31 protein-coding genes, 1 tRNA gene and 1 pseudogene are annotated in these 25,906 nt (G+C 66.1%); 24 read left to right on the top strand and 9 right to left on the bottom strand.

The annotated features are described in order from the left end of the window. The first annotated feature begins 102 nt into the window (after positions 1-102). The 14 genes and pseudogenes from Q5701_RS03080 to cysE all read left to right on the top strand — a co-directional run bounded on the left by Q5701_RS03080 (position 103) and on the right by cysE (position 11,832). Positions 103-1,266, top strand: coding sequence for a phage major capsid protein (locus Q5701_RS03080; RefSeq protein WP_306753701.1), 1,164 nt, complete (start codon positions 103-105; stop codon positions 1,264-1,266). 190 nt (positions 1,267-1,456) lie between these two features. After that, positions 1,457-2,074: a head-tail connector protein gene (locus Q5701_RS03075; protein WP_306753700.1), complete on the top strand. Its 618-nt coding sequence runs from the start codon at positions 1,457-1,459 to the stop codon at positions 2,072-2,074. Then, positions 2,071-2,409: a head-tail adaptor protein gene (locus tag Q5701_RS03070; protein ID WP_306753699.1), complete on the top strand. Its 339-nt coding sequence runs from the start codon at positions 2,071-2,073 to the stop codon at positions 2,407-2,409. Before Q5701_RS03075 ends, Q5701_RS03070 begins: the two co-directional genes overlap by 4 nt. Beyond that, positions 2,406-2,825, top strand: coding sequence for a DUF3168 domain-containing protein (locus tag Q5701_RS03065; RefSeq protein WP_306753698.1), 420 nt, complete (start codon positions 2,406-2,408; stop codon positions 2,823-2,825). The genes Q5701_RS03070 and Q5701_RS03065 overlap by 4 nt, the downstream gene beginning before the upstream one ends. Before the next feature lie 12 nt (positions 2,826-2,837). After that, on the top strand, positions 2,838-3,251 hold the full coding sequence (locus tag Q5701_RS03060; RefSeq protein ID WP_306753696.1) for a phage major tail protein, TP901-1 family: 414 nt from the start codon (positions 2,838-2,840) through the stop codon (positions 3,249-3,251). Then, positions 3,251-3,565: a gene transfer agent family protein gene (locus Q5701_RS03055; protein ID WP_306753695.1), complete on the top strand. Its 315-nt coding sequence runs from the start codon at positions 3,251-3,253 to the stop codon at positions 3,563-3,565. Before Q5701_RS03060 ends, Q5701_RS03055 begins: the two co-directional genes overlap by 1 nt. Then, a complete protein-coding gene (locus tag Q5701_RS03050; protein ID WP_306753694.1) occupies positions 3,562-3,765 on the top strand; it encodes a rcc01693 family protein in 204 nt (67 codons plus the stop codon). The genes Q5701_RS03055 and Q5701_RS03050 overlap by 4 nt, the downstream gene beginning before the upstream one ends. 12 nt (positions 3,766-3,777) lie before the next feature. Beyond that, a complete protein-coding gene (locus Q5701_RS03045) occupies positions 3,778-4,434 on the top strand; it encodes an RcGTA-type gene transfer agent tail tape measure protein (protein ID WP_234853463.1) in 657 nt (218 codons plus the stop codon). Between the two features lie 12 nt (positions 4,435-4,446). Next, on the top strand, positions 4,447-5,079 hold the full coding sequence (locus Q5701_RS03040; RefSeq protein WP_306753693.1) for a DUF2460 domain-containing protein: 633 nt from the start codon (positions 4,447-4,449) through the stop codon (positions 5,077-5,079). Further along, entirely contained in the window at positions 5,076-5,912 is an 837-nt protein-coding gene (locus tag Q5701_RS03035) for a phage/gene transfer agent baseplate hub protein (RefSeq protein ID WP_306753692.1), read from the top strand. Before Q5701_RS03040 ends, Q5701_RS03035 begins: the two co-directional genes overlap by 4 nt. Next, entirely contained in the window at positions 5,905-6,330 is a 426-nt protein-coding gene (locus Q5701_RS03030) for an NlpC/P60 family protein (RefSeq protein ID WP_373568644.1), read from the top strand. The genes Q5701_RS03035 and Q5701_RS03030 overlap by 8 nt, the downstream gene beginning before the upstream one ends. A 22-nt stretch (positions 6,331-6,352) precedes the next feature. Continuing rightward, positions 6,353-10,236 (top strand): annotated as a pseudogene (locus tag Q5701_RS03025) (baseplate multidomain protein megatron). Further along, the gene (locus Q5701_RS03020; RefSeq protein WP_306753690.1) at positions 10,226-11,005 is read left to right on the top strand and encodes a DUF2793 domain-containing protein; all 780 of its coding nucleotides are present in this window, start codon (positions 10,226-10,228) and stop codon (positions 11,003-11,005) included. Before Q5701_RS03025 ends, Q5701_RS03020 begins: the two are co-directional and overlap by 11 nt. Next, positions 11,002-11,832 (top strand): serine O-acetyltransferase, encoded by an 831-nt coding sequence (gene cysE / locus Q5701_RS03015; protein ID WP_306753689.1) that lies wholly within the window; start codon positions 11,002-11,004, stop codon positions 11,830-11,832. The genes Q5701_RS03020 and cysE overlap by 4 nt, the downstream gene beginning before the upstream one ends. Here the strand turns inward: cysE and Q5701_RS03010 are convergent. After that, the gene (locus Q5701_RS03010; protein WP_306753688.1) at positions 11,823-12,887 is read right to left on the bottom strand and encodes a quinone-dependent dihydroorotate dehydrogenase; all 1,065 of its coding nucleotides are present in this window, start codon (positions 12,885-12,887) and stop codon (positions 11,823-11,825) included. The genes cysE and Q5701_RS03010 overlap by 10 nt on opposite strands. Then, on the bottom strand, positions 12,884-13,219 hold the full coding sequence (locus Q5701_RS03005; RefSeq protein ID WP_306753687.1) for a DUF952 domain-containing protein: 336 nt from the start codon (positions 13,217-13,219) through the stop codon (positions 12,884-12,886). Before Q5701_RS03005 ends, Q5701_RS03010 begins: the two co-directional genes overlap by 4 nt. A gap of 120 nt (positions 13,220-13,339) precedes the next feature. On the opposite strand from Q5701_RS03005, the gene Q5701_RS03000 reads away from it, so the two are divergent. Further along, positions 13,340-14,941: a bifunctional metallophosphatase/5'-nucleotidase gene (locus tag Q5701_RS03000; RefSeq protein ID WP_306753686.1), complete on the top strand. Its 1,602-nt coding sequence runs from the start codon at positions 13,340-13,342 to the stop codon at positions 14,939-14,941. A 39-nt stretch (positions 14,942-14,980) separates the two neighbouring features. On the opposite strand, the gene Q5701_RS02995 is transcribed toward Q5701_RS03000, so the two are convergent. The 3 genes from Q5701_RS02995 to hisB all read right to left on the bottom strand — a co-directional run bounded on the left by Q5701_RS02995 (position 14,981) and on the right by hisB (position 17,479). Continuing rightward, entirely contained in the window at positions 14,981-16,066 is a 1,086-nt protein-coding gene (locus Q5701_RS02995) for a Hint domain-containing protein (RefSeq protein ID WP_306753685.1), read from the bottom strand. A gap of 196 nt (positions 16,067-16,262) precedes the next feature. Further along, a complete protein-coding gene (hisH, locus tag Q5701_RS02990) occupies positions 16,263-16,892 on the bottom strand; it encodes an imidazole glycerol phosphate synthase subunit HisH (protein WP_306753684.1) in 630 nt (209 codons plus the stop codon). Further along, complete coding sequence (gene hisB, locus Q5701_RS02985; RefSeq protein ID WP_306753683.1) at positions 16,892-17,479, bottom strand: imidazoleglycerol-phosphate dehydratase HisB; 588 nt, start codon at positions 17,477-17,479, stop codon at positions 16,892-16,894. Before hisB ends, hisH begins: the two co-directional genes overlap by 1 nt. Before the next feature lie 117 nt (positions 17,480-17,596). Between hisB and Q5701_RS02980 the strand changes: the two genes are divergently transcribed. From Q5701_RS02980 to Q5701_RS02970, 3 genes are read left to right on the top strand one after another with little or no spacing between them, the layout of a single operon-like run. Continuing rightward, the gene (locus Q5701_RS02980; RefSeq protein ID WP_306753681.1) at positions 17,597-18,082 is read left to right on the top strand and encodes a hypothetical protein; all 486 of its coding nucleotides are present in this window, start codon (positions 17,597-17,599) and stop codon (positions 18,080-18,082) included. Further along, complete coding sequence (locus Q5701_RS02975; RefSeq protein WP_306753679.1) at positions 18,082-18,444, top strand: cell division protein ZapA; 363 nt, start codon at positions 18,082-18,084, stop codon at positions 18,442-18,444. The genes Q5701_RS02980 and Q5701_RS02975 overlap by 1 nt, the downstream gene beginning before the upstream one ends. A gap of 36 nt (positions 18,445-18,480) precedes the next feature. Then, positions 18,481-18,801: a hypothetical protein gene (locus Q5701_RS02970; RefSeq protein ID WP_306753678.1), complete on the top strand. Its 321-nt coding sequence runs from the start codon at positions 18,481-18,483 to the stop codon at positions 18,799-18,801. Here Q5701_RS02970 and Q5701_RS02965 read toward each other — a convergent pair. After that, a complete protein-coding gene (locus Q5701_RS02965; protein WP_306753677.1) occupies positions 18,783-19,556 on the bottom strand; it encodes an alpha/beta fold hydrolase in 774 nt (257 codons plus the stop codon). The two genes, Q5701_RS02970 and Q5701_RS02965, sit on opposite strands and share 19 nt — an antisense overlap. 55 nt (positions 19,557-19,611) lie before the next feature. Here Q5701_RS02965 and Q5701_RS02960 point away from each other — a divergent pair, with 55 nt between their 5' ends. Both Q5701_RS02960 and Q5701_RS02955 read left to right on the top strand, forming a co-directional pair. Beyond that, entirely contained in the window at positions 19,612-20,010 is a 399-nt protein-coding gene (locus Q5701_RS02960; RefSeq protein ID WP_306753676.1) for a hypothetical protein, read from the top strand. A 97-nt stretch (positions 20,011-20,107) separates the two neighbouring features. Next, complete coding sequence (locus Q5701_RS02955; RefSeq protein ID WP_234853445.1) at positions 20,108-21,292, top strand: MFS transporter; 1,185 nt, start codon at positions 20,108-20,110, stop codon at positions 21,290-21,292. On the opposite strand, the gene Q5701_RS02950 is transcribed toward Q5701_RS02955, so the two are convergent. Then, a complete protein-coding gene (locus Q5701_RS02950) occupies positions 21,213-21,959 on the bottom strand; it encodes a DUF599 domain-containing protein (RefSeq protein ID WP_306753674.1) in 747 nt (248 codons plus the stop codon). The two genes, Q5701_RS02955 and Q5701_RS02950, sit on opposite strands and share 80 nt — an antisense overlap. A 180-nt stretch (positions 21,960-22,139) precedes the next feature. Here Q5701_RS02950 and Q5701_RS02945 point away from each other — a divergent pair, with 180 nt between their 5' ends. Beyond that, positions 22,140-22,592: an Hsp20 family protein gene (locus Q5701_RS02945; protein WP_306753673.1), complete on the top strand. Its 453-nt coding sequence runs from the start codon at positions 22,140-22,142 to the stop codon at positions 22,590-22,592. 84 nt (positions 22,593-22,676) lie between these two features. Here Q5701_RS02945 and Q5701_RS02940 read toward each other — a convergent pair. After that, positions 22,677-22,752 (bottom strand) — tRNA-Ile (locus tag Q5701_RS02940). A 108-nt stretch (positions 22,753-22,860) separates the two neighbouring features. On the opposite strand from Q5701_RS02940, the gene purM reads away from it, so the two are divergent. Further along, complete coding sequence (gene purM, locus Q5701_RS02935) at positions 22,861-23,901, top strand: phosphoribosylformylglycinamidine cyclo-ligase (RefSeq protein WP_306753672.1); 1,041 nt, start codon at positions 22,861-22,863, stop codon at positions 23,899-23,901. Beyond that, positions 23,898-24,488: a phosphoribosylglycinamide formyltransferase gene (gene purN, locus Q5701_RS02930; protein WP_306753671.1), complete on the top strand. Its 591-nt coding sequence runs from the start codon at positions 23,898-23,900 to the stop codon at positions 24,486-24,488. The genes purM and purN overlap by 4 nt, the downstream gene beginning before the upstream one ends. Here the strand turns inward: purN and Q5701_RS02925 are convergent. Further along, positions 24,485-25,099, bottom strand: a complete 615-nt coding sequence (locus Q5701_RS02925; RefSeq protein WP_306753670.1) for a thiamine phosphate synthase — start codon at positions 25,097-25,099, stop codon at positions 24,485-24,487. The two genes, purN and Q5701_RS02925, sit on opposite strands and share 4 nt — an antisense overlap. A 68-nt stretch (positions 25,100-25,167) precedes the next feature. On the opposite strand from Q5701_RS02925, the gene Q5701_RS02920 reads away from it, so the two are divergent. After that, entirely contained in the window at positions 25,168-25,896 is a 729-nt protein-coding gene (locus tag Q5701_RS02920) for an RNA methyltransferase (protein ID WP_234853439.1), read from the top strand. Positions 25,897-25,906 lie beyond the last annotated feature (10 nt).

The raw sequence follows: 25,906 nt of genomic DNA, 5'->3' as shown, positions 1-25,906 counted from the left end.
TGCGAGTGCGCACCCTACGGATTTGGGTCGCCTTGGCGACCCGAAGGCAGGGGCGGCCAAGGAGCTGCGGCATCCCCGATCATCGTGATGAGGAGACAGACCATGACCGAGGTGAAAGCCGCGGACAGTGGCGGCACGGCCGCCGACCTGAAGGGGGCCATGATGGGGTTCGTCAGCGAACTCAGGGGCTTTCGTGACGACATTCAAAAGAAATTCACTGCACAGGACGAACGCATGACCATGCTTGATCGCAAGACCGCCCTTCGTGGCCGCACCCCGCTGTCCGCTGCCGCCGAAGTCGAGGTGCCCCATCAGAAGGCGTTCAACGCTTATCTGCGCAGCGGCGACGACGACGGCCTGCGTGGCCTGGTCATCGAGGAAAAGGGCCTGACCGTCGCCAGCGACGGCGGTTTCCTGGCAGCGCCCCAGGTGGCCGAGACTGTGCAGAACGTGCTGCGGTCCGGCGCGTCCTTGCGCAAGCTGGCCAATGTCGTGACCATCGAATCCGCCAGCTATGAAGTGCTGGTCGAAAAGGGCGAGATGGGCGCAGGCTGGGCAGACGAGGACATGGCGGCCGAGACCGCACCGGGCGGCATCGAGCGTATCTCGATCCCGCTGCACGAGTTGTCGGCCATGCCAAAGGCTAGCCAGCGCCTGCTGGACGACGGTGCGTTCGACGTTGAGGCCTGGCTGGCCGAGCGCATCGCCGACAAGTTCGCCCGGTCCGAGGCCGCAGCCTTTGTCGCGGGCGACGGCATGTCGAAGCCGCGTGGTATCCTGAGCTATCCGACCGCGCCCAATGCCACGGCGGGCGATGGCACCATCGGCGTTGTCGAAACAGGCACCATGGGCGGGTTCGATACGGCCGCCCCGGCGGATGCGCTGATCAACCTGATCTATGCCCTTGGTGCCGAATACCGGGTCAATGCCAGCTTCGTCATGAACTCCAAAACCGCTGCCGCCATCCGCAAGATGAAGGATGCCGATGGCCGGTTCCTGTGGACAGACGCCCTGGCCGCGGGCCAGACCCCGCAGTTGCTGGGCTATCCGGTGCTGATCAGCGAGGATATGCCCGACATCGGCACTGAAGCAATGGCCGTGGCATTCGGCGATTTCCGCGCCGCTTATACCATCGTCGAGCGTCCCGATCTGCGCGTGTTGCGCGATCCGTTCAGCGCCAAGCCCCACGTGTTGTTCTATGCGACTAAGCGTGTGGGCGGCGGGGTGACGGATTTCCGCGCCGTCAAGCTGTTGCAGTTCGCCTGATCCCCGATCGCGGGACCAGGTGAGGGAAAGACCGCGCACCGGTCGCTGGCCATGCCGGTTTGCAACTGTCCGCGCGCGCTGATGGCCGGCGCGCGGGCGCGGTCTTTCCCGACGTGATGCAACGGCGAGGCCCCGGGTGGGCCTTGCCCGGTGGAAATACAAGCGGACAGCAAGACGGGAGGTTCGCGAGATGATGCTGATCGAGGAAACGGCGCCTGCAGCCGAGGCGCTGCCTGTCGCGGCGCTGCGCGAGCATTTGCGGCTTGGAACAGGCTTCGAGATTGCGGACGATACGGCAGAGGACGTGGCCCTGGCAGGGTTCCTGCGCGCGGCGATCGCAACGATCGAGGCGCGCACGGGCAAGGTGCTGCTGACCCGGCGCTTTCGGATGCAACTGGACGACTGGCGCGACCGGCTGGGCCAGACCTTGCCCCTGGCGCCGGTGGTCGCAGTCGAGAAGATCGAGATCGACGACGGCATGGGCACCGTGACCGAGGTTCCGGCCGAGAACTGGCGGCTGCTGCCGCATGGACAGCGGCCGATGATCCTGCCCACGGGGGTGATCCTGCCCCATGTGCCGCGCCGCGGGATGGTCAGCGTGACCTTTATGGCGGGGTTCGGAGATGCTTGGTCCCTGGTTCCCGCCGACCTGGCGCAGGCGGTGATCATGCTGGCGGCGCGTTACTATGAGGATCGCAGTCATGACGGCACGAAGGGCGCCATGCCATTCGGCGTCAGCGCCCTGATCGAACGCTGGCGCCAGGTCCGCACGCTGGCCGGGCGTGGCAGCCGTGAGGTGCGGCGATGAGCGTGCCAAAACTGAATGTCCGGCTGGAGCTGGAAGGGTCGGCCCGGCAGGGCGACGGGATGGGCGGCTATCGCATCGTCTGGCAGCGGATCGGGTCGCTGTGGGCCGAGATGAAGGCTGGCACCGGGCGGGAACGCGGAGCCGAGGTCGGTCCCGAAAGCGTCGTGTCCTGGCGGATCACCGTGCGGGGGGCCAAGGTTGGCGATCCCCGGCGCCCGGCGGCGGGCCAGCGGCTGCGGATGGCGCAGCGTCTGTTTGCCATCGAGGCCGTGGCCGAGCGTGACAGCGCCGGGCAGTGGCTGACCTGTTTTGCACGCGAGGAGGACCAGGCATGAGCTTTGCGGCAAGCGTCGCCCTGCAGGGGGCGGTTTATCAATGCCTTCGCGGGGATGCGGCGCTGTATGATCTGGTGGGCGATGCGATCTTCGATGCAATGCCCGTCGAGGCGCCCGCGGGCGTCTTCGTGTCCCTTGGACCCGAGGATGTCCGGGACGCCGGCGACATGACGGCGGCGGCGTCCCAGCACGATTTTGTCGTTTCGGTCCTGTCTGGCGCAGATCAAGGCGCGGGCTTTGCGTCGGTCAAGGCGGCGGCAGTGGCCGTGGCAGACGCCTTGGACCAGGCGCAACTGACACTGAGCCGGGGGCGGCTGACCGCATTGTGGTTCCAACGTGCCAGGGCGCGGCGGATTGAAAACGGCGCGGCGCGGCGGGTCGATCTGACCTTTCGCGCGCGCATTGACCTGGGCTGAGGAGTAGGGGCCATGGCGGCACAGAATGGACGCGATCTTCTGATCAAGATGGACATGACCGGGAACGGGGCCTTCGAGACGATAGCCGGGCTGCGTGCATCCCGCCTGTCGTTCAATGCCGAGACGATCGATGTGACCAGCCTTGAAAGCCAAGGCGGCTGGCGCGAATTGCTGGGCGGGGCAGGCGTGCGCAGCGCGTCCATCTCCGGCTCGGGGGTGTTTCGCGATGCCAATACCGACGGGCGGGCGCGGCAGATTTTCTTTGACGCAGAGGTGCCCCGGTTCCAGGTGGTGATCCCGGATTTCGGCACCGTGGAGGGGCCGTTCCAGATTACCGCCCTGGAGTATGCAGGCAGCTATAATGGCGAGGCGACCTATGAGGTGACGATGGCCTCGGCCGGTGCGCTGACCTTCGTGACGCTGTGATGGCGAACCCGATGCGCGGAGAGGTCGAGGTGGTGCTGGACGGCACCGCCCATGTCGCACGGCTGACGCTGGGGGCCTTGGCTGAACTGGAACACGATCTGGGCGCCGACAGTCTGATGGCGATTGCCGAGCGTTTCGAAGCGGGCCGTTTCAGCAGCCGCGACGTGCTGGCGGTGCTGGTCGCGGGCCTGCGTGGCGGCGGCTGGCGCGGCACGGCCGCCGATCTGCTGAGCGTCGAAATCGGAGGCGGGCCAATTGCAGCAGGCCGGGCCGCCGCCGAGCTTCTGGCGCGGGCGTTTCGGATCGCCGCATGAACGGGGGCCTGGACTGGCCGGGCCTGATGCGGGCCGGGATGCGCGGCCTGGGCCTGCACCCGGATCAGTTCTGGGCGCTGACGCCCGCCGAACTGGCGCTGATGCTGGGGGTCGAGGCGGGGCCACCCGCCATGACGCGGGACAGGCTGGCCGAACTGGCCGCGCGCTTTCCCGACAGGCCGCGCGACACATCTGGATAAGGGGCAAGGCTTATGGCCAACAAGGATGGTTTCAGCACGACGCTGGACGACCTGGATCAGGGGTTCGGCCAAACCAGCCGCATGACCGCCGCCTTCGAGGCGGAGCTGGACCGGCTGCGGCAATCGATGACCGTCACCGCGCGCGAGGTGGGATCGCTGAGTTCAGGGATCGAGGGCGGATTGCGGCGCGCATTCGACGGGCTGGTCTTTGACGGCGACAAGCTGTCGGAATCGCTGAAGGGTATCGGTCGGTCGATTGCTGACACGGTGTTTTCCATGGCCATGAAGCCGGTCGAGAACGCCTTGGCAGGATCGCTGGCCCAGGGGATCGGCGGGATGCTGTCGGGGGCCTTGCCCTTTGCCAATGGCGGCGCCTTCGTCCAGGGGCGGGTGATGCCCTTTGCCAAGGGCGGCGTCGTCAGCCAGCCCACGCATTTCCCGATGCGCGGAGCAACCGGCCTTATGGGCGAGGCCGGTCCCGAGGCGATCATGCCGTTGCGCCGGGGAGCGGATGGCAGGCTGGGGGTGGCGTCTGCCGGGGGCGGATCGCGTCCGATGAACGTCACGGTGAACGTCACCACGCCCGATGTCGCGGGCTTCCAACGCAGCCAGTCGCAGATCGCTGCCCAATTGGGCCGCGTTCTGGCGCGCGGCGAACGCAACAGCTGAAGCAGGGCGGACATGGCGTTTCACGAGGTAAGATTTCCGGCGAACCTGTCCTTCGGTTCCATTGGCGGTCCAGAACGCCGGACCGAGATCGTGGCGCTTGCCAGCGGTTTCGAGGAGCGCAACACTCCATGGGCGCACGCCCGCCGCCGTTACGACGCGGGCATGGGACTGCGGTCGCTGGACGACCTGTCGGCCCTGGTTGCGTTCTTCGAGGCGCGGGCGGGCCAACTGCACGGGTTCCGCTGGAAGGACTGGTCGGATTACAAAAGCTGCCTGCCGTCGCGCGCACCGGCCTTTGACGACCAGGTGATCGGGCAGGGCGACGGCGTGACGCGGGTCTTTCAACTGGCGAAAACCTATGCGTCGGGGCCGGGCCGCTATGCCCGGCCGATCGACAAGCCGGTCAAGGACACCGTTCGCGCGGGTATTGGCGGAAACGAGGTCTTTCCAGGCATCCATTACGGGGTCGATCATGCCAAGGGACTGATCACCTTCAGCGACGCGCCCGAGCCGGGGGCCGAGGTCACGGCGGGCTTCGAATTCGACGTGCCGGTGCGGTTCGATACCGACCGGATCGCGGTGTCGGTGGCGTCCTTCCAGGCGGGCGAGATGCCTGCCATCCCGGTGATCGAGGTGCGGGTATGACGGCCACGACAATCGCGCGCGCCTGGATGGTGCGGCGGGCGGACGGGATGGTGCTGGGGTTCACCGACCATGATGCGGTCCTGACCTTTGAGGGCGTCCGGTTCCGCCCCGACCACGGTATGTCCGCCCGCGCCTTGGTTCAGGCAACAGGGCTTTCGGTCGACAACTCCGAGGCCGAAGGGGCGCTGTCCGATGACGCCATCACGGAAAAGGATGTGCTTGCAGGCCGTTGGGATGGGGCCGAAGTCAGGATGTGGGAGGTGGACTGGACAAACCTGGCGGCCCGGCGGCTGGTCTTTGCCGGCAGTTTGGGGGAAATCGCCCGGTCCCAGGGGGCGTTCCGCGCCGAACTGCGAGGGTTGTCGGAACCGCTGAACGCCGCGCGGGGCAGGGTGTTCCATCCCCGCTGTTCCGCCCGCCTGGGGGATGGCCAGTGCAAGCTGGCCTTGGGCGGAGAGACCTTTGCCGCCCAGGCGACTATTGCTGCCATCGAGGACGGGCGCATCCTGCGGTTCGCGGGCTTTCCGGCCTATGAGGCGGGATGGTTCGAGAGGGGCAGCCTGCTGGTCCTGTCCGGCGAAGCCGAGGGGCTGGGCGCCACCGTCAAGAACGACGACGCATTGCCGAAGGGCGATCGCAAGATCGAGTTGTGGCAGGCTCTTGGGATCGCGCCCCTTATCGGGGATCGGATCCGGCTTGTGGCAGGATGCGACAAGCGCGCCGCGACCTGCCGGGATAAGTTCAATAATTTCATCAACTTTCGCGGCTTTCCTCATCTTCCGTCGGAAGACTGGATCATGGCGCCGCAAGCGGGGTCGCGCCGTGGTGGATGATGTCGTGGCCGTGGCCAGGGCGTGGATCGGCACGCCTTATCAGCATCAGGCCAGTGTCAAGGGCGTGGCCTGTGACTGCCTGGGATTGATCCGGGGCGTCTGGCGCGAGTGCCATGGCACCGAGCCGGAGGCGCCTCCGCCCTATACCCCCGACTGGGGCGAAGGCGGCGGTCACGAGGTGCTGATGGAAGCCGCGCTGCGCCATCTGGTGCCTGTCTGCCGCGACCAGGCGATGCAGGCAGGCGACGTGCTGTTGTTCCGAATGCGGGCAGGGGCGGTGGCCAAGCATCTGGGCATCCTGTCCGACGCCGGCGAGGCGCCGCGCTTCATCCATGCCTATAACGCGCATGGCGTCATCGACAGTCCGTTGACGACGCCTTGGCAGAACCGGATCGCTGCCCGGTTCCGCTTTCCCTGATTTCAAGTCTTAGGAGGCCATCATGGCGACCATCGTGCTGTCCGCCGTAGGGGCGTCGATTGGCGGAAGCTTCGGCGGCGCGGTTCTGGGCTTGTCGGGTGCCGTGATCGGCCGCGCGGTCGGTGCGACGGTGGGCCGCGTCATCGACCAGCGGCTGTTGGGCAGCGGGTCCAAGGCCGTGGAAACCGGCCGCATCGACCGCCTGCGCCTGCAGACCGCGGGGGAAGGCGCGCCGATCCCGCGCATCTGGGGCCAGATGCGCCTGCCGGGACACGTGATCTGGGCTTCTCCGCTTGAAGAAATCGCGCGGTCCGAGGATGCGGGAGGGGGCAAGGGCACGCCCCGGTCCACGGTTACGCAGATCAGCTATCGCCTGTCCGTCGCTCTTGCACTGTGCGAAGGGCGGATCTTGGGCGTAGGCCGCGTCTGGGCGGATGGCGAGGAAATCTCGGCCGACGACCTGAACATGAGGGTCTATAACGGCGACGAGGACCAGCGTCCCGATCCCGCCATTGCGGCGCATGAAGGAGGCTTGGCGCCTGCCTATCGCGGTCTGGCCTATGTCGTGCTGGAGGATCTGAATCTGGAGGCCTGGGGCAACCGGATGCCCCAGCTGAGCTTCGAGGTGACCTCGCCCGCGCAGGACGGCAGCGGTCTGTCCCACGACGTGCGCGCGGTCGCGCTGATCCCCGGTACGGGCGAATATTCACTTGCGACCACGCCGGTCAACCAGGATCTGGGCCTGGGGGAGTTGCGGTCCACGAATGTGAACACGCCGATGGGAGGAACGGATTTCACCGCCTCGATGAACATTCTGGGGCGTGAGTTGCCGAATGTTGGGTCGGTGTCGCTGGTCGTGTCCTGGTTCGGCAGCGACCTGCGGATCGACCGCTGCACGGTCCAGCCCAAGGTCGAGCAGAACGAGATCGATGGCGCCGAAATGTCCTGGACGGTTGCGGGCATTGGCCGAGAGGCCGCGGTCCAGGTCGCGCGGGTGAACGACCGGCCGATCTATGGCGGGACGCCTGCGGATGGGGCGGTCGTCGAAGGGCTGCGGGCCATTGCGCAATCGGGGCGCAAGGCGGTGTTTTATCCGTTCATCCTGATGGAGCAGTTGGCGGGCAATGGGCTGGCTGATCCTTATGGCGGGGACGAGCAGCCGGTCATGCCCTGGCGCGGCAGGATCACGACCTCGGTCGCGCCGGGGCGGGCTGGGTCTGTTGACGGCACCGCTGCGGCCAAGGCCCAGGTCGATGCGTTCTTTGGCGCCGCTGCGGCCGAGGATTTCCGCCGGGAGGGGGACGCGGTATCTTATCACGGGCCTGACGAATGGTCCTATCGCCGGTTCATCCTGCATTACGCCCATCTATGCGCAGCGGCAGGCGGGATCGACGCCTTCCTGATCGGGTCGGAAATGATCGGCATGACCCAGATTCGCGGCGCGGGGAACAGCTATCCCGCAGTCCAGCAGTTGTGCCGCCTGGCCCAGGACGTTCGGGCGATCCTGGGGCCGTTCGTCAAAATCGGCTATGCCGCCGACTGGTCGGAGTATTTCGGCCACCATCCGGGCGGGGGCGAATTGTTCTTTCACCTGGACCCGCTGTGGGCGCATCCGGACATCGACTTTGTCGGCATTGACAACTATATGCCGCTGTCCGATTGGCGAGACGCCGAAGATCACCTGGATGCCCATTGGGGCCGGATCGGCAACCCCGCCTATCTGGAAGCCAATGTTTGTGGTGGCGAGGGATACGACTGGTATTATGCCAGCGACGCCGACCGCGACGCTCAACGGCGGACGCCGATCACGGACGGCGCTTATGACGAGGCGTGGGTCTGGCGATACAAGGATCTGGCAGGCTGGTGGCAGAACCTGCATTACGACCGCCCGAACGGGGTGCGCTCGCGGCAGGCGACAGGTTGGGTGCCGGGATCGAAGCCGATCTGGTTCACCGAATACGGCTGCGCGGCCCTGGACAAGGCCACGAACCAGCCGAACAAGTTCCTGGACGCCATGAGTTCGGAAAGCACGCTGCCGCATTATTCCAGCGGTCAGCGCGACGATGCGATCCAGGCCGCCTATATCCAGGCCGTTACGTCCTATTGGTCTAGGCCCGCTAACAATCCCGCCAAGGCGGGGGGTGGGCGCATGGTGGTCCTGGACCGGGCGCATGTGTGGTGCTGGGACGCGCGGCCCTTTCCGGCCTTTCCGGGACGGCCTGACCTGTGGTCCGATGGTCCCGCCTGGCAACGTGGCCATTGGCTGAACGGTCGGGCCGGGTCGGTGATGCTGGCATCCGTTATTGCCGACATCTGCCGCGAGGCCGGAGTGGCAAATTTCGATGTCAGCGCCGTCACGGGTGTGGTGCGCGGTTTCCACGTCAACGGCGGGGAATCGTCACGCGCTGCCTTGCAACCCATTCTGCTTGCCCATGGCATCGACGCGGTGGAACGCGACGGCTGCCTGCGCTTTGTCCCCCGCGACGGGCTGGTCAAGCGCACCCTGGGGCGCGAGCATCTGGCGGTTGGCAACGAGGTTCAGGGCTTCGAAACCCTGCGTCTTGCCCAGGCGGAACTGTCCGGGCGGCTGCGCCTGTCCCATGTCGAGGCCGGGAGCGACTATGCCACGGCCACGGCCGAGGCCAGCCTGGCCGATGCCCAGGGAAACACGGCCAGCGACAGCGAATTTCCGATGTCCCTGACACGTGCCGAGGGCCGCGCCATTGCCGAACGCTGGCTGGCGGAATCGGTGGTGTCGCGGGATACCGCCCGCTTTGCGCTGCCCCCGTCGCTTGGCGATCTGGGTCCGGGCGACGTGATCCGCATGGATGACGGACGTGCCGAACCCAAACGCTGGAGGATCGACCGCGTCGAACGCGCGGGTGCTGTGACGGTTGATGCCGTCAGGGTCGAACCGGGCGTCTATCGTCAGGCGGCCACGAACGAGGATGACGGCTTTGTCGGGCGTTATAATCCGCCATTGCCGGTCTGGTCCCTGTTTCTGGACCTGCCGCTGCTGAAGGGTGACGAACAGCCGCACGCGCCTTTTCTGGCCGCCACGGCCAAGCCCTGGCCCGGGTCGGTGGTCGCCTATTCCTCGATCGAGGAGACGGGCGGGTTCGAACTGAACACCACGCTGCTGCGGCGCGCCTTTGTCGGCCGAACCGAAACGCCGCTGCACCGCGCGCGGCCCGGGGTGATCGACCGCGGTGCGCCCCTGCGCATCCGGTTGAAGGATGCGTCACTCCGGTCGGTGGGGCTGAAGGCGCTTTTGGCGGGCGGGAATGCCTTGGCAATCGGGGACGGGTCGTTGGAGAACTGGGAGGTTATCCAGTTTTCCAAGGCCGTTCCCGTGGACAAGGATCTGTGGGACATCGGCGACAGGCTGCGCGTCAGGCCGGCACCGACGGTATCATGCCCGAGGTCTGGCCCAAGGGCAGCGTCGTGGTGATGCTGGACGGCGCGGCGCAACAGGTGGCGCTGCCGCCTTCGGCCAGGGGGCAGGAACGGTTCTGGCGCATCGGCCCGGCGCGGCGGGCCTTTGACGATCCCAGCTATCGGGCGCTGATGACCCAGGCGCGGGGGATCGGGCTGCGGCCCTATGCCCCCTGCCATCTGCGTGCCCAGGGTCGCGCCTTAAGCTGGATTCGCCGCAGCCGTGTCGAGGGCGACGGCTGGGATGGCGCAGAGATCCCCTTGGGCGAGGTTCGCGAACGCTATCGCGTCCGCATCCTGCGGGATGGCGTCGTCCTGCACGAAGCGGATGTCAGTGTCCCCGAATACACCGTGCCAGAACAGGTCTGGAACGATGCGGCCAGCGGCGGCGCCTTTGTCGCCGCCGTTGCCCAGTTGTCCGACCAGTTCGGCCCCGGACCCTTTGTCAGGAGGATTTTCAATGGCCAATGAAACCATGCGGCTTCAACTGCCGCTGCTGCAACCGGCCCAGGCCCAGAAGCACGTCACGGTGAACGAGGCGTTGATGCGTCTGGACGGCCTGACCAATGCCGTGCTGGAAAGCGCATCGGTCGCCGTGCCGCCCGAGGCGGTGATCGACGGACAATCCTGGGGTGTTCCTTCGGGGGCGTCAGGGGCTTGGGCAGGGCAGGGCGGACGGATCGCGGTTGGTGCGAACGGCGGCTGGGTCTTCGTGGTGCCGTCGCGCGGGATGCGTGCCTTTGTGGCCGATCGCGGGGTCGAGGCCGTCTTCGATGGACAAGGCTGGTTCATGGGCGCCATGACGTTTGGCGCCAGGGGATCGGGGCTTGCCTTCGGAATGGCCGAGGGAGACGTGACCGTGGGCATCGGCGCATCCTTCGATACCGGCATCGCGATTCCGGCCGGTGCCATGGTGATCGGGGCTGTCGCCCGGGTCACGCAGGCCCTGACCGGGGGGCTGGCGACCTGGCGGCTGGGCACGGCGGATTCGAACAACCGCTTTGGTCAGGGGCTGGGCAAGGGCGCGGGTTCATGGGCGCGCGGGATGCTGGGTGCCCCCATGACCTATTACAACAGCGCGACGCTGCTGATGACCGGTGAAGGGGGGGATTCACGGGCGGAAAGGTCAGGCTTGCGGTTCACTGGATGGAACTGCGGCTGCCGGATTGATGCCCGTCCTTTTCCCTGCCGCCTGTTCGCGCTAAGAAGGGCCGAAGACTGGCCTGGACCTGTGACATGAACATGCAAAGCAGCACCAAGAAGAACCTGGGCCTGGACCGCGATGCGATCTGGGCGCAGCTGCGGGACGAGGCGCGTTCGGCGGTCCGCGATGAACCCTTGCTGGGGGCGCTGATCCATGCAGGGTTGCTGCATCACAACAGCCTGGAAGCGGCCTTGGCCTATCGCTTCTCGCTCAAGCTGGCCAGCGGCGAGATGAGCGAGCAAATTCTGCGAGAGATCGCGGACCAGGCGTATCGCACCTCGCCCGAACTGGGGGATGCCGCGCGGGCTGACCTGATGGCGGTTTATGACCGCGACCCGGCGACGCACCGATTGTTGCAGCCGATCCTGTTCTTCAAGGGGTTTCAGGCACTGCAAGCCTATCGCATGGCGCATTGGCTGTGGCAGATGGGACGCTGCGACATGGCCTATTTCGTGCAGATGCGCTGTTCGGAATGTTTCGGCGTGGATATCCATCCAGCGGCACGGATCGGCACCGGCGTGATGATCGACCACGCCCATTCCATTGTCATCGGCGAGACGGCCACGGTCGGCAACGACGTGTCGATGCTGCATTCCGTGACACTGGGCGGCACCGGCAAGGAAGACGGCGACCGTCACCCAAAGATCGGCGACGGGGTGATGATTGGGGCGGGCGCCAAGGTTCTGGGCAATATCCACGTGGGGCACCATTCGCGCATCGCCGCAGGTTCGGTGGTCCTGCACGATGTGCCGTCCTGCAAGACGGTTGCCGGCGTTCCCGCTCGCGTGATCGGCGATGCGGGATGTCCCGAGCCCTCGCACAGCATGAACCAGTTGCTGGGGCTTGGTGAGGACTATCTTTGAGACCACTCGGCGGCACCGCTGCCGCGCAGGCTTTCCAAGGTAACGTTCTGGTCGTGCAATCTGGCATCCAGGGCTTTCGCCATCTGCGTCACCAGCGAAAAGCCCTGATAGATCAGGGCTGAATAGATCTGCACGGCACTAGCTCCCGCGCGGATCTTTTCCCATGCATCCTCGGCTGACGAAATGCCCCCCACACCGATGATCGGTATGGCGCCGTCCGTCGCGCGATACAACTTTGCCAGAATCACGGTCGATCGTTCGAACAACGGACGCCCTGACAGCCCGCCCGCCTGTTTGGCATGGGGGCTTGCCAGACCATCGCGCGACAGGGTGGTGTTCGTTGCGATGATACCATCGACGGCACAATCCAGGGCCACGGCGGCGATGTCGTCGATTTCCCCTTCCGTCAGGTCGGGGGCGATCTTCAGAAAGACCGGGCGCCGCGTTGGCAGGCTGTCCCTGGCCCGCAGCACACCGCGAAGCAGCGCGGTCAGCGCCTCTGCGCCCTGAAGATCGCGCAGCCGTTCCGTATTGGGCGAGGAAACGTTGACCGTCAGGAAATCCCCCGACGCGCCTGCGACATCCACCACCGCCGCGAAATCGGCCGCACGATCCGCGCTGTCCTTGTTGGCCCCGATGTTCAGGCCGACAGGAATGCCTTGGGGACGCGCGGCCATGCGGGATGCGATGGCCAGGGCGCCGTCGTTGTTGAAGCCGAAGCGGTTGATGATGGCCCCGTCCTCGGTCAGGCGAAACAGGCGCGGCTTGGGGTTGCCCGGTTGCGGGCGGGGCGTGGCGGCACCCAGTTCGATAAAGCCGAAGCCTGCGCCCATCAGGGGGGCAACAACCCTGGCGTTCTTGTCGTATCCGGCAGCCAGTCCAATCGGATTTGACAGATCCAACCCCGCCAGCGTGACCCGCAGACGGTCGGATGTGAAAGGCGATCCGGGCAAGGGAGCCAATCCGGCCGACAGCGCGCGGATGGACAGATCGTGCGCGCGTTCCGGGTCCATCCGGTGCAGCGCGGCAAGGCCCAGTTTCTCGACTACATTCATTCCAGCGGTCCCGCTTCGTGGCCGTTGTCGCCGCGCCGGATGACACGCGACCAGGCGATATCCCCCAAGGCCAGGGAACGGTAAAGATGGGGAAACAAATCGCCGCCGCGCGACGGCTCCCACCGCAGATCTTCGCCAAGCCCCGTCGGATCGCAGGCCAGCAGGATCAGATCCCCCTCTGCCGCGAAATGCTTGGACAGCGTGACGCCAAGCTGCGCCGCCGTCGAGAAATGCACGTATCCGTCTGCCAGATCGACTGGCGCACCCCTTGAGATGCCCGCAGTTTGCAAATGGGCCCATTCCGAGGGGCGGAAAATCTTGTAGATCATCATGGCCGCATTTGCCGCCGGACCATGCCCCGGGTCAAGCGACAGCCTTCGCCCATTTGACCCTTTCGCCATGCTGGGCCAATCTTCCTTTCGATCCGACCCACCGGGAAGAAAGGAATCACCATGGCATTTCGCCTTCTGACCGCCGCTTCGGCTGCGGCGCTTTTCGCAGGCGCCGCCCAGGCAGATACGGTTTTGCATATCCTGCACACCAACGATCTGCACAGCCGGATCGAGGCGATCAACGAATTCGACAGCACGTGCGACGCGGAAACCACGGCCGCTGGAGAGTGTTTCGGTGGCGTTGCCCGGGTGGCGGCCAAGGTCAAGGAACTGCGCGACAAAATTACCGCCGAAGGCGGCAATGTGATCGTGCTGGACGCGGGCGACCAGTATCAGGGGTCGCTGTTCTATATGACCTACAAGGGCAAGGATGTTGCCGAATTCATGACCGCCATCGGCTATGACGCGATGGCCGTGGGCAATCACGAATTTGATGACGGCCCCGAAGGGCTGGCGATCCTGGCGGACGGGGTCGAGTTTCCGGTCCTGTCCGGGAACCTGGACCTGTCGCAATCCAATGTGCTGAACGGCAAGGTCGAGAATGCCGTGACGCTTGATGTCGGGGGCGAAAAGATCGGCATCGTTTCCGCCTTGGCGATGGACACGCCTGAAACGGCATCGCCTGGCCCGAACGTGATTTTCCAGGACGACATCGACAGCCTCAAGGCCGATGTGCAGGAACTGACCGATCAGGGGGTGAACAAGATCGTCGCCCTGACCCATGTCGGCTATCTGCGCGACCAGGATTTCGCCAAGGAGGTTCCCGGCCTGGATGCGATCGTCGGCGGGCATTCCCACACCTTGCTGGGCGACATGGAAGGCGCCGAGGGGCCGTATCCTACGATGGTCGCCGGACCTGACGGCACAGAGGTTCCCATTGCAACCGCCTATGCCTATTCCAAATACCTGGGCCACCTGACGCTGACCTTTGATGACAACGGCACCCTGACCAAGGCCGAGGGACAGCCGGTCCTGCTGGACAATTCTGTCCCCGAAGACGAAGCCATCGCGGCGCGCGTCAAGGAAATGGCCGCCCCCATCGAGGAACTGCGCCAGAAGGTCGTGGCCGAAACCGCAGCCCCCATCGACGGCGACCGCTCCAGTTGCCGGGTGAAGGAATGCGAGATGGGCAACCTGGTCACCGATGCGATGCTGGAGCGGGTGGAGGACCAGGGAATCACCATTGCCATCGCCAATGGCGGAGGATTGCGCGCCTCGATTGACCAGGGGCCGGTCACGATGGGAGAGGTTTATACCGTTCTGCCGTTCCAGAACACGCTGGCGACCTTTCAGCTGAAAGGGGCGGATGTGGTGACGGCCCTGGAAAACGGCGCCAGCCAGTATGAGGAAAGCGCAGGACGCTTCTCGCAGGTGGCGGGGCTGAAATACACCGTCGATCCGGCGGCGGAACCCGGCAGCCGGATCAGCGACGTGATGGTGATGGCGGATGGCGACTGGAAGCCCATCGACCCCGCCGCGACCTATGGGGTCGTGTCCAACAACTATATGCGGTCAGGCGGCGACGGTTACGATGTCTTCGAGACGAAGGCGCAAAACGCCTATGACTTTGGCCCTGATCTGGCCGAGGTGGTCGCTGGTTATCTGGGCGCGCAGGACGGGGCCTATAAGCCCGCGCTTGACGGGCGCATTACCGTCAAATGAACCACGTGACGCCCCTGGCCTGGCCGGGGGCATCCGCCGTCACAGCGATTCGACCAGGTTCCGCCGCCCCAGGTTGCGCCGCTGGCGGTCGGCCAGCTGCCGCGCCTCGCGCCCTGTCAGCAGGCGCCGGGCGGGCTGCGGGGCAAGACCTGCGGCCAGGTCGGGGAAAAGGGCAAAAATCTCTCTGTGCGCGGCATCGCTGACAGAATTCAGCGCCTGCGGGCCGGCGAACAGGCTTTCGGACCAGGCGCCGTCCGACATCACGATTTCATGCCGGTCGAACAGCAGGTGAAAATAGGTGATGCCGCCGGCAGGCACTGTCACCTCGATTCCCGGCAACCCGATCAGATGCCGGGCGGCGACCAGAATCTCTCCGTCCTTGAACAGCCGGTGGGCGATGCGGGATCGGACCAGAACCCGATGCTGGGGCGAGACGACCAGATCCCGGTTCGGGCTGCCTGCGCCAAGGGCGCCCGCGCGGATCAGGATGGGCCGCAGATTTGGCCGCTCCCCTAACCCTTGCGCCGTGACGTGCGAACCGCCCTGCCAGCGCAGGGGCTGCGGCCCCCCGTCCCGCGTCAGGACCAGATCGCCGGGGCGCAGCGTTTCCACCGGGCAGGGGCCAGAAACCGTGTCAATCATCGTTCCCATCCCAAAGCAGGTTACAGCAGGGGGATAGGCGACCGCATCAGCGGCCCGCCCGAGAGGCTGCACAGCCTGGGCGGTGTAGGACTTGGCCAGGCTGAAGGTTGGATATGTGCCGTCGGCGCGTGCCAGGGGCATCAGCAAGACCGAATATCGCCCCCCCAGTTCAGTGCCGATGGAACCGGGAATCAGCTTGCGGGGAAACAATGCCCTGAACTGGTCAACACTGCCATCGGCATTGGCCGTGGTGCTCTTGATGATGGTAGAGGTGTGAAACGATAACGGCGTTCCGGCCGGGACGGGCTGCGCGTCGTTGCCAAAGGTTACCCCCGCTGTCACCGTTTGTCCGGTCGTATCGGGGGCATAGCGTCCGCTCTGGAAGCTGCCGTCGTCGTCACTGATGGTGATCGTCGACAGCGTCGCGCCCGGCATCGTGATTGTTTTGTTCAGCAGGTTCGACCAGGGGGCTGGTTCGTTCACGTTCTCCGGGTTCGTTGTGATGCGTTGACTGACGGTCAGCACCGTGAACTGATAATCTATACGCCCGTCGCCCTGGTTTGAGGACGGCCCGGCTGACCGGACCCTGGACGGCCGGAAACACAGCCGTCCGCAGAGGCATATCGGCGGATGGTTAACGAAGTGTTAACATCGGTTTAGCAACGGACAAGGACGCTGCTCAGGGCTTCCAGGCCAGGAAATTCGCGATCAGCCGCAGCCCGACTGCCTGAGATTTTTCGGGATGAAACTGGGTGCCCACGATATTGTCGCGCCCCACGACCGCCGTCACCGGCCCGCCGTAATCCACATGGGCCAGCAGTTGCGCCGGATCGGCAACCTGGAACTGCCAGCTGTGGACGAAATAGGCATGATCGCCCGTGGCGATTCCCTCCAGCACCGGATGCGGTCGGTCGATCACCAGATCGTTCCAGCCCATATGAGGCACCTTCAGGCCGGGGGCGGCGATGGCGCCGATCTCTCCGCCGATCCAGTCCAGGCCAGGGGTTTCGCGGTATTCGTGGCCGGTGGTGGCCAGCATCTGCATCCCCACGCAGATGCCCATGAAGGGCACGCCGCGGCGCAGAACGGCCTCGTGCAACGCCTCGGCCATGCCGTCCACCTCGCCCAAGGCGGTGCGGCAGGCGGGAAAGGCGCCGTCGCCCGGCAGCACGATCCGGTCGGCCCTGGCCGCCACTTGCGGGTCCGCCGTCACGACGATCTCGGCCCCGGCGTCGCGGCCCATCAGCTGGAACGCCTTTTCCGCCGAATGCAGGTTGCCGCTGTCATAGTCGATCAGCGCGACCCGCATCACAGCGCCCCCTTGGTGGACGGCAGCACGCCCGCCATGCGCGGATCAGGTTCCACCGCGTCGCGCAGGGCACGGGCCACGGCCTTGAAGGCAGCCTCGGCGATGTGGTGGCTGTTGATGCCATGGATACGGTCCACGTGCAGCGTTATGCCGCCATGCGTGGACAGCGCCTGAAAGAACTCGCGCACCAACTGGGTGTCGAAGCCGCCGATCTTCTCGGTCGGGAAATCGACGTTCCACACCAGGAAGGGGCGGGCGGACAGATCCAGGGCCGCGCGCACCAGCGAATCGTCCATTGCCAGCAGGAAGCTGCCGTAACGACGGATGCCCTTCTTGTCGCCAAGTGCGCGGGTCAGGGCCTGGCCGATGGCGATGCCCGTATCCTCGACCGTGTGGTGGTCGTCCACGTGCAGATCGCCCTTGGCGCGGATGGTCAGGTCGATCAGCGAATGGCGCGACAACTGGTCCAGCATATGATCGAAAAAGCCCACCCCTGTCTGGTTGTCGTAAACGCCGGTCCCGTCCAGGTTCAGCGCGACCTCGATCTGCGTCTCGGCGGTGGTGCGGGTGATGGTGGCTTCGCGCATGGAATGTCCTTTCGTCGCCCGTCTTATAGGGTGCTGCGGCAGGCGCGCCAAGCGGGCAGGCTTGTCATGGGCCGGACGCAATGCCACAACCAAGGTGACGCTTTGAAAGGACCGCCGATGAGCGATATCTCTGTCAGCGAACGCCGCCTGAGTGCCGCACTGGACCGCATCGACCAGTTCCTGGATCGCGGCGGGGTGGTTCATCCAGTGCCCGGCGCGGATCTTCGGGCCGAACTCGAGGCGGCCTATGCCCGGATCGAGGCGCTGACGGACCGGCTGGAACAGCAGGACATGGCCGAACAGGCCGCGCGACTGGCTGCCGCCAATGACGACCTGGCTGCGGCGAACCGCGCCCTGATCCAGGCCGCGGCCGGAGAAGGGGACGTCATCGAGACCGTCACCGTCGCGCTCGAGGCCGAGATCGAGGCCCTGCGCGCCGCCCGCGCGGCCGAGGCAGCCCAGCTTGGCGCCCTGATGGCCGAGGTCGAGCGGCTGCTGGCCGAGGACGGCCCCGCGCCTGTTGCCACGCCTGAAGTTGCGGGCGATGCCGGCGGGGTTCCCGAAACCATCCAGAACAGCGACATCCCGCAGGAGGACCGGTAATGGCCGAGGTCGAGTTCACGATCGGGCACAAGGAATACCGCCTGGCCGCCCAAGATGGCGAGGAACGGTTGCTGCAACGCGCCGCAGCCCTTCTGGACACCGAGGCGCAGCATATCCTGTCCCAGGCGGGTCGGACGCCCGAACCGCGCCTGCTGCTTTTGGCGGGGCTGATGCTGGCGGACCGGCTGGCGACCATGGAGGACCGCGCCGAAAAGGCCGAGCGGCACCTGAACCGCTTGCAGTCCAACCCCGTGCGCGTCGAGGTGCCGACCATTCCGTCCGACCTGAAGGAGGCGATGGCCGAACTGGCCGCACGCGCCGAATCCCTGGCTGACCGGATGGAGGAACAAGGCGGCCGTTAACCCTGCCTTAAGACAAGGCATGGCAAGAAGGATGCCATGCGTTGCCTTTTCCTTCTTCTGATCCTGTGCGCCTGCGCCAGCCCGTCGCCGGGGATGCTGGACGCGGCGCGGCACGATATCCGGCTGCACAACATCGACTTTGCCGTCTTTCACAAGGACGACCGGGCCGAGGTCGTGCGGACAACCTTTATCGCCCGCCCCTCCCGTCAGGAAATCCCCGCCTTGATGGCCCGGGCCGCTGCCCAGGCCACGGGTTGCGAAGTGATTGCCTTCAGCGGCAAGACGACGGTGCCGGGGGATACCGGTGTGGCGCGGTTCGATCTGGACTGCTGGCGCCCTCAACCCTCGCCCAGATAGCTGACAAGGATTTGCGCTACCGCCTCGGGCGCGTCGGCGTGAAGCCAGTGCCCTGCGCCCTTGACGCGCACGACGCGGGCTTGGGGGAAATGCTCGCGCAGGGCGGCCTGGCCTGCGTCGGTGACGTAGTCCGACCGTTCGCCGGCGATCTCCAGAACCGGCCCATTGAAGGACGCCTTGGGCAGGTTCTCGGGCCAACCGACCAACTTGTCCATCTGGTCGCGCAGGACCGGCAGGTTCAGGCGCCACGCCTTTGGGTCGGATTTCAGATCCAGCGATTGCAACAGAAAGGCCCGAACGCCCGGATCGTCCACCTGCCTTGCCAGGGCGGCGTCGGCGGCGCTGCGGCGGTCGATGGCTCCCAGGTCCAGCGACGCCATCGCGTCGATCAGCGCATCCTGCGAATGGGTATAGGCAACCGGCGCGATGTCCATGACCGCCAGCTTGCGCACCAGGTCGGGCCGTGTCAGCGCCAGAACCATGGACGCCTTGCCGCCCATCGAATGCCCGACCAGATCGACCCGCCCGCCCAGGTCGGCGATTGCCTGCGCCAGATCCTCCGCAAGCGCGGGATAGCCGTGGTCCGGGTCGTGAAAGCTGTTGCCGTGGTTGCGCATGTCCACAATGGCGACCTGCCGCCGTTCGGCCAGGCGGCGCGCCACGGCGCCCAGGTTGCGGCCCTGCCCGAACAGGCCATGGACCATCAGGACGGTCAGGCCCTCGGCGGGGCCGGTGATGCTGTGATTCAGTCTCATGCCCGCGATCCTAGATCGTCTGGCGCCCCCGGACCAGAGCCGCTAGACTGTCCCCATGACGCGAAATGCAACCAATGCCGACGACATCCGCGACATGGCGGACGAGGTGTCGCGCCTGATCGCCGCCCGTTTCGGCGGTGCGCGCCGGGGCGAACGGCCGCCGCTGTCGGTGATGCTGCGCCGCCGGGGCGGTGCCTTGCCGCGGCGGCTGCGCAAGCAAGCCTGGACATTGGCGCAGGCCGACCAGCTGTCCGCCCAGCCCAAGGTCGCCCGGCAACTGGACCTGCCTGGCCTGTCGCGTGCGCATCAGGCGTTGATCACGCATCTTCAGCCGCTTGGCGAACTGTCCTGCTGGCAGGGCCGGGCGATCGGCTTTGCGGCCTCGGTCGTGCTGGGACTGCTTGTTCTGGCAGCAGCCACGGTCTGGATCCTGCTTCAGCGCGGATATCTCTAGGCCTTGCATTCCATGCAATGCAGATTTGGGCACTGTCGGGGTTGCCTTTGCTGCAATGCAGCATGATGTTAGGGCAACCACCCACAGGAACGCGCGCATGACTGAACACGGTAATCTCCGCTATGCCATTCTGGCATTGGCGCTTGGCGCCTTTGCCATCGGCACCTCGGAATTCGCGGCGATGGGATTGCTGCCTTATTTCGCGGGCGATCTGGGCATAACGGAACCGCAGGCGGGCCATGTCATCAGCGCCTATGCCCTGGGCGTCGTGATCGGGGCGCCCCTGACCTCGATCATGGGCGCGCGCTTGCCGCGCCGCCGTTATCTTGCCGCGCTGATGGCGTTCTATGGCCTGATGAACCTGGCCGCTGCGGTGGTGCCGGGGCTTGCCGCGCTGACCGGAATGCGGTTCCTGGCCGGTCTGCCGCATGGCGGTTTCCTGGGCGTGGCGATGCTGTATGCCGCCGATGCCCTGCCGCGAGAGCATCGGGCGCGGGGCGCCGCACAGGTCATCATCGGCCTGACGGTCGCCAATATCGTGGGCGTGCCGCTGGCCGGCTGGCTGGGGCAAAGCATCGGCTGGCGATGGGGCTTTGCCCTGCCGGGCTTTATCGCACTGCTGTCGGCATGGCTGATCCTGAAAGTCGCCCCGCGCATCGGCGGCAATCCGGACGCCCGGCCCTGGGATGAATTGCAGGCCTTGCGCAACCCGCGCGTGCTGTGGCTGCTGGCGGTGGGGGCCATCGGGTTTGGCGGCTTCTTTGCCGTTTATGCCTTCCTGACCGCCGCCATGATCGCCACGACCGACGCGCCCGCCTATGCGATCCCCCTCGCGCTGGCTGTCTTTGGCGTGGGCGGCACGCTGGGCACCCTGGTCGCGGGCCGGCTGACTGAACGGGTGGGACAGATCCGTGCGGCCTATGTCAGCCTGGCCGCGATGGCGGCGACCCAAGGCTTTGCATCCTTTGCGGTGGGTAACTGGCCGATGATGGTGTTGTCGTCGTTCCTGCTGGCGGCAGGGGCGGGCCTGGTGATTCCGTTGCAAACCCGGCTGATGGATGTCGCGGGCCGTGCCCAGAACATGGCCGCCGCGATGAACCACGCGGCCTTCAACGCCGCCAATGCGCTTGGACCCTTCCTGGCGGGACTGGCGCTGTCGGCGGGCTGGGGCTGGGCCTCCAGCGGCTATGTGGGGATCGCGCTTACGGCTGCGGGGGCGGTGGTCCTGACAGGGGCAGTCTGGCATGATCGGGCAAGCGGGGCGGTGGCAGACTGCGCATGATCACCTGCCGCGAGGTCGAGGCGAATTCCCGCCGCCAGGTCACGAACAGCACCACGTCCGTGCCCAGCATCAGGATCCATGGCCCTGCCAGCCATCCCAGCGACCCAAGCGCGAAATAAACGCTGCGCAGCCCCGCGTTGAAGCTGCGCGCGGCGGTGATGTTCAGATCCGCCGCCTGCATCGCCCGGTCGCGCGCCATCGGATCGTCGGGATCATTGGGCACCGCGCCCATCATGATGGCGCAATATCCAAACAGCCGGTGCGCCCAGACGAATTTCAGGAAGGCATTGACGACAAAGAACATCGTCACCAGCAGCTTCAGTTCCCACAGGATGCCGCCGCCTTCCAGGGCCAACCCGTCGGCCAGGGTCTGCAACTGGTCGGTATTGCCGATCAGCGCCAGGATCCCGCCGGTGGCGATCATGCAGGCCGATGCGAAAAAGGCCGTGCCGTCGCGCAGGCTGGTCAGGATGTTGCCGTCAAAGATGCGCGGGTCGCGGGCAAGGAAATGCATCATCCATTCGCGCCGGAACCGCGTCATCAGGACCGAAACCGACGGCTTGCCCGCGGGCGGCCGTTCGGTGAACCAGCCGATCCCGAACCAGACGGCGAACAGCAGGACGACGGCTGACAGATCCGTCAGGGGCAGCGAAACGGGAAGGGACATCAACAAATCCATGACCCGTTCTAGCGCCGATCACAGGTTGTTGAAAAGACCGGGGCAGGGGTCTTGAACAGGCTTGGCGCTTTCTTAAATCTGCATTGCCGGCGGCCAGATTGGCGCTGGCAAGATCGCCCGCCCGGCAACCGGGGGGCAGACTCTGCATCGCTTGAAAAGGATGTGACCATGCGCAACTTTGACTTGACCCCCCTGTATCGTGCCTCGGTCGGTTTTGACCGCCTGGCAGACGTCATGGACCGTGCCCTGTCGGCCGACGTGTCCGCGCCGACCTATCCCCCCTACAACATCGAGAAGACGGGCGAGAATGCCTATCGCATCTCGATCGCGGTGGCGGGTTTTGCCGAAAACGACCTGTCTGTTGAGGTTCGGGACGGCGCCGTGATCGTGTCCGCCCGCAAGGCCGAGGAAGACGACACCCGCACCTATCTGCATCGCGGCATCGCCACCCGTGCGTTCGAACGCAAGTTCACGCTGGCCGACCATGTGCGCGTCGAGGGCGCCAGCAATGCCGACGGGATGCTGCATATCGACCTGGTCCGCGAAATCCCCGAGGCGCTGAAGCCCCGCCGGATCGAAATCGCGAAAGCCGCCCCCAGGGTCGAAAAGCTGGATTCGTAAGAATCCGGTCGGCTTCCGCTCCGTGAAGCCCGAATGCCCGTCGGTTCATCCGGCGGGCATTTTGCATGACATGACGCAGGGGTTTGGTAGGCCCGGAGGGACTCGAACCCCCAACCAAGGCGTTATGAGCGCCCTGCTCTGACCATTGAGCTACAGGCCCCCAGCGGTTCTTGGGTTAATCATGTGCGCGCCATGGGTCAAGCGCGATCACCGTTGCCCCGGTTGGCGCCTTCCGTTATCGGATGCGCAGATTCAGCCGGGGACCGCCATGACCAAGAACGGGATCAGCTATCGCGATGCGGGCGTCGATATCGACGCGGGCAATGCGCTTGTCGAACGCATCAAGCCTGCCGCCGCCGCGACTGCGCGTCCCGGCGTGATGGATGCGCTTGGCGGCTTCGGCGCGCTGTTCGACCCCCGCGCGGCGGGATATGACGATCCGGTCCTTGTCGCGGCGACCGATGGCGTCGGTACGAAGCTGCGCATCGCCATTGACACCGGCCACCTGGACGGCATCGGTCAGGATCTTGTCGCCATGTGCGTCAACGACCTGGTTTGCCAGGGGGCAGAACCGCTCTTCTTCCTGGATTATTTCGCCACCGGCAAGCTGTCGGTGGACGAAGGCGCGCGCGTCGTCGAAAGCATCGCAAGGGGGTGCAAGACCGCGGGCTGCGCCCTGATCGGCGGCGAGACGGCGGAAATGCCGGGTATGTATCACGACGGCGACTTCGACCTGGCCGGGTTCGCGGTCGGCGCAATGCAGCGCGGCACGGCCCTGCCTGCGGGCGTGGCCGAGGGCGACGTGCTGCTGGGCCTGGCATCGGACGGGGTGCATTCCAACGGCTATTCGTTGGTCCGCAAGGTCGCGGAACACGCGGGGCTGGGCTGGGACGCGGCCTCGCCATTCGGCGACGGCGACCTGGGCACGGCGCTGCTGACGCCCACGCGGCTTTACGTCAAGCCCGCCCTGGCGGCGATCCGGGCGGGCGGGGTTCATGCCCTGGCCCATATCACCGGCGGCGGCATCACCGAGAACCTGCCGCGCGTCCTGCCCAAGGATCTGGGCGCGGAAATCGACCTGTCGTCCTGGACCTTGCCGCCGGTCTTCCGCTGGCTGGCGCAGGCGGGCGGGATCGAGGCGGCCGAGATGCTGAAGACCTTCAACAGCGGCATCGGCATGATCCTGGCGGTCGCCTCTGACCGGGCCGATGCGCTGGCTGACCTGCTGGCCGCGCAGGGCGAGACGGTCCACCGCCTTGGCCGCGTCACCGCAGGGCAGGGCGTCCGGTACCACGGGACGCTTGCGTGAAGCGTGTCGCCATCCTGATTTCGGGCAGCGGATCGAACATGGTCCGCCTGGTCGAGGATATGCAGGCAGGCAATCATCCGGCCCAGCCGGTTCTGGTCGCCTCGAACGATCCTGCTGCCGCCGGGCTTGCCAAGGCGGCGGCCCTGGGCGTGCCTACCGCCGCCGTGGATCACCGCGCCTATAATGGCGACCGCGCCGCCTTCGAGGCCGCACTTCTGGAACCGCTGCTGGGCGCCCGTCCCGACATCATCTGCCTTGCGGGCTTCATGCGCATCCTGACGCCCGCCTTCATCGACCGCTTCGAAGGCCGGATGATCAATATCCATCCGTCGCTGCTGCCCAAATATCCCGGCCTGCGCACCCATGCCCGGGCCATCGAGGCCGGGGATGAGGAAGCCGGCGCCACCGTCCACGAGGTCACGTCCGACCTGGATTCAGGCCCGATCCTGGGCCAGGCGCGCGTTCTCGTCGAACCCGGCGACACGCCCGAAACGCTGGCCGCCCGCGTCTTGGAACGCGAACACCAGCTTTACCCGCTGATCCTGCGCCGCTTTGCCGCAGGCGCCCGCGAACGCTTCGATATCTAGCCCCAGAGCGCCGTCAGCGCGGCCACCGGATCCTCGGCTGACCAGATTTCCGGGCCGATGGCGACAAAGTCGCTGACCGGGGACAGGTGCGCCAGCAGATCCCGGGTAATGGCGCCTTCGGCCACGACCGGCACCTCGATCGTCTCGGACCACCACTGGAACAGATCCAGCGGCGCGGGTTCGCCGCGATACAGCGCGCTGTCGCCCACCGGGCCAAAGCTGACGTAATCCGCCCCCGCCTCGCCCGCGTTCATCCCTTCGTGACGCGAACTGCCGCAAAAAGCGCCGATAATGGCATCCGCGCCCAGTTCCTTGCGGGCATAGCGGACGGCCTTTGCGCCATCGGTCAGATGCACCCCGTCCAGCCCATGCCGCTGCGCCAGCGCCACAAGGTCGTCGATCACCACGGCCACGTCGCGCGCATGGGCGATTTCGCGGGCCAGATCGGCGATGCGGCCCAATTCGTCCTCCTCGGCCCCTGCGCGGATGCGCAGGCAGGCCACCGGAAAGGCGTCCATCACCGCCGCCAGTTGCGGCCCCAGGGTGGATGCCTGCGCGCCCGCGGGCGTCATCAGGTAAAGCTGCGGGGCGACTTGTGCGGCGTCAGGCATGGCGGAACTCCTTTATCCCGCCCATAGCGCAGCTTGCCGCCCGCCGCCAGACGGACTATCTGCCCCGCATGGAAAGCACCCGCCTGCCCGTCATCATTCTGGTCCGCCCGCAGATGGGCGAAAACATCGGCGCGGCTGCCCGCGCCATGCTGAACTTCGGCCTGACCGAGATGCGGCTGGTCGATCCCCGCGACGGCTGGCCCAATCCGCGCGCGATTGCCATGGCATCGGGTGCGGCCGGGCAGGTGCTGGACCACGCGCGGATCTTCCCGACCCTGGCCGAAGCCATGGAAGGGATCGACTTTGCCTTTGCCACCACCGCGCGGGGGCGGGAACTGTCCAAGCCCGTCCATACCCCGGCGACGGCGATGGACATGGCCCGCGCTCATCCGGGGCGTTGCGCGATCATCTTTGGCCCGGAACGCACGGGGCTGGAAAACGACGACGTTGCCCGTGCCAATGCCATCGTGACGGTGCCTGTGAACCCCGACTTCCCGTCGCTGAACCTGGCCCAGGCCGTGCTGCTGATGGGTTACGAATACGGGCGCGACATCCTGCCGCCCGAACCGTCGCCCCACCATGCCCGCCCCGAGGCGATTGCCCTGGCCGACCGGCTGGAGATCGAGAAGCTGGGCGACCACTTCGAGGAAAGGCTGGGCGAGGCAGGCTTCTTCTTTCCCGAGACCAAGGCCGCGTCGATGCGGCTGAACCTGCGCAACATGTGGTCGCGCCTGGCGCTGACGCGCGGCGACGTGCGCATCCTGCACGGGATGCTGCGGCAATTGACCCGGCGCTGACCCACCCCAC

It is taken from the genome of Paracoccus actinidiae, assembly GCF_030863885.1.
Classification (GTDB): domain Bacteria; phylum Pseudomonadota; class Alphaproteobacteria; order Rhodobacterales; family Rhodobacteraceae; genus Paracoccus; species Paracoccus everestensis.
The sequence above is the reverse complement of the archived record's forward strand: the minus strand, read 5'-3'. Positions and strand labels throughout refer to the sequence as shown.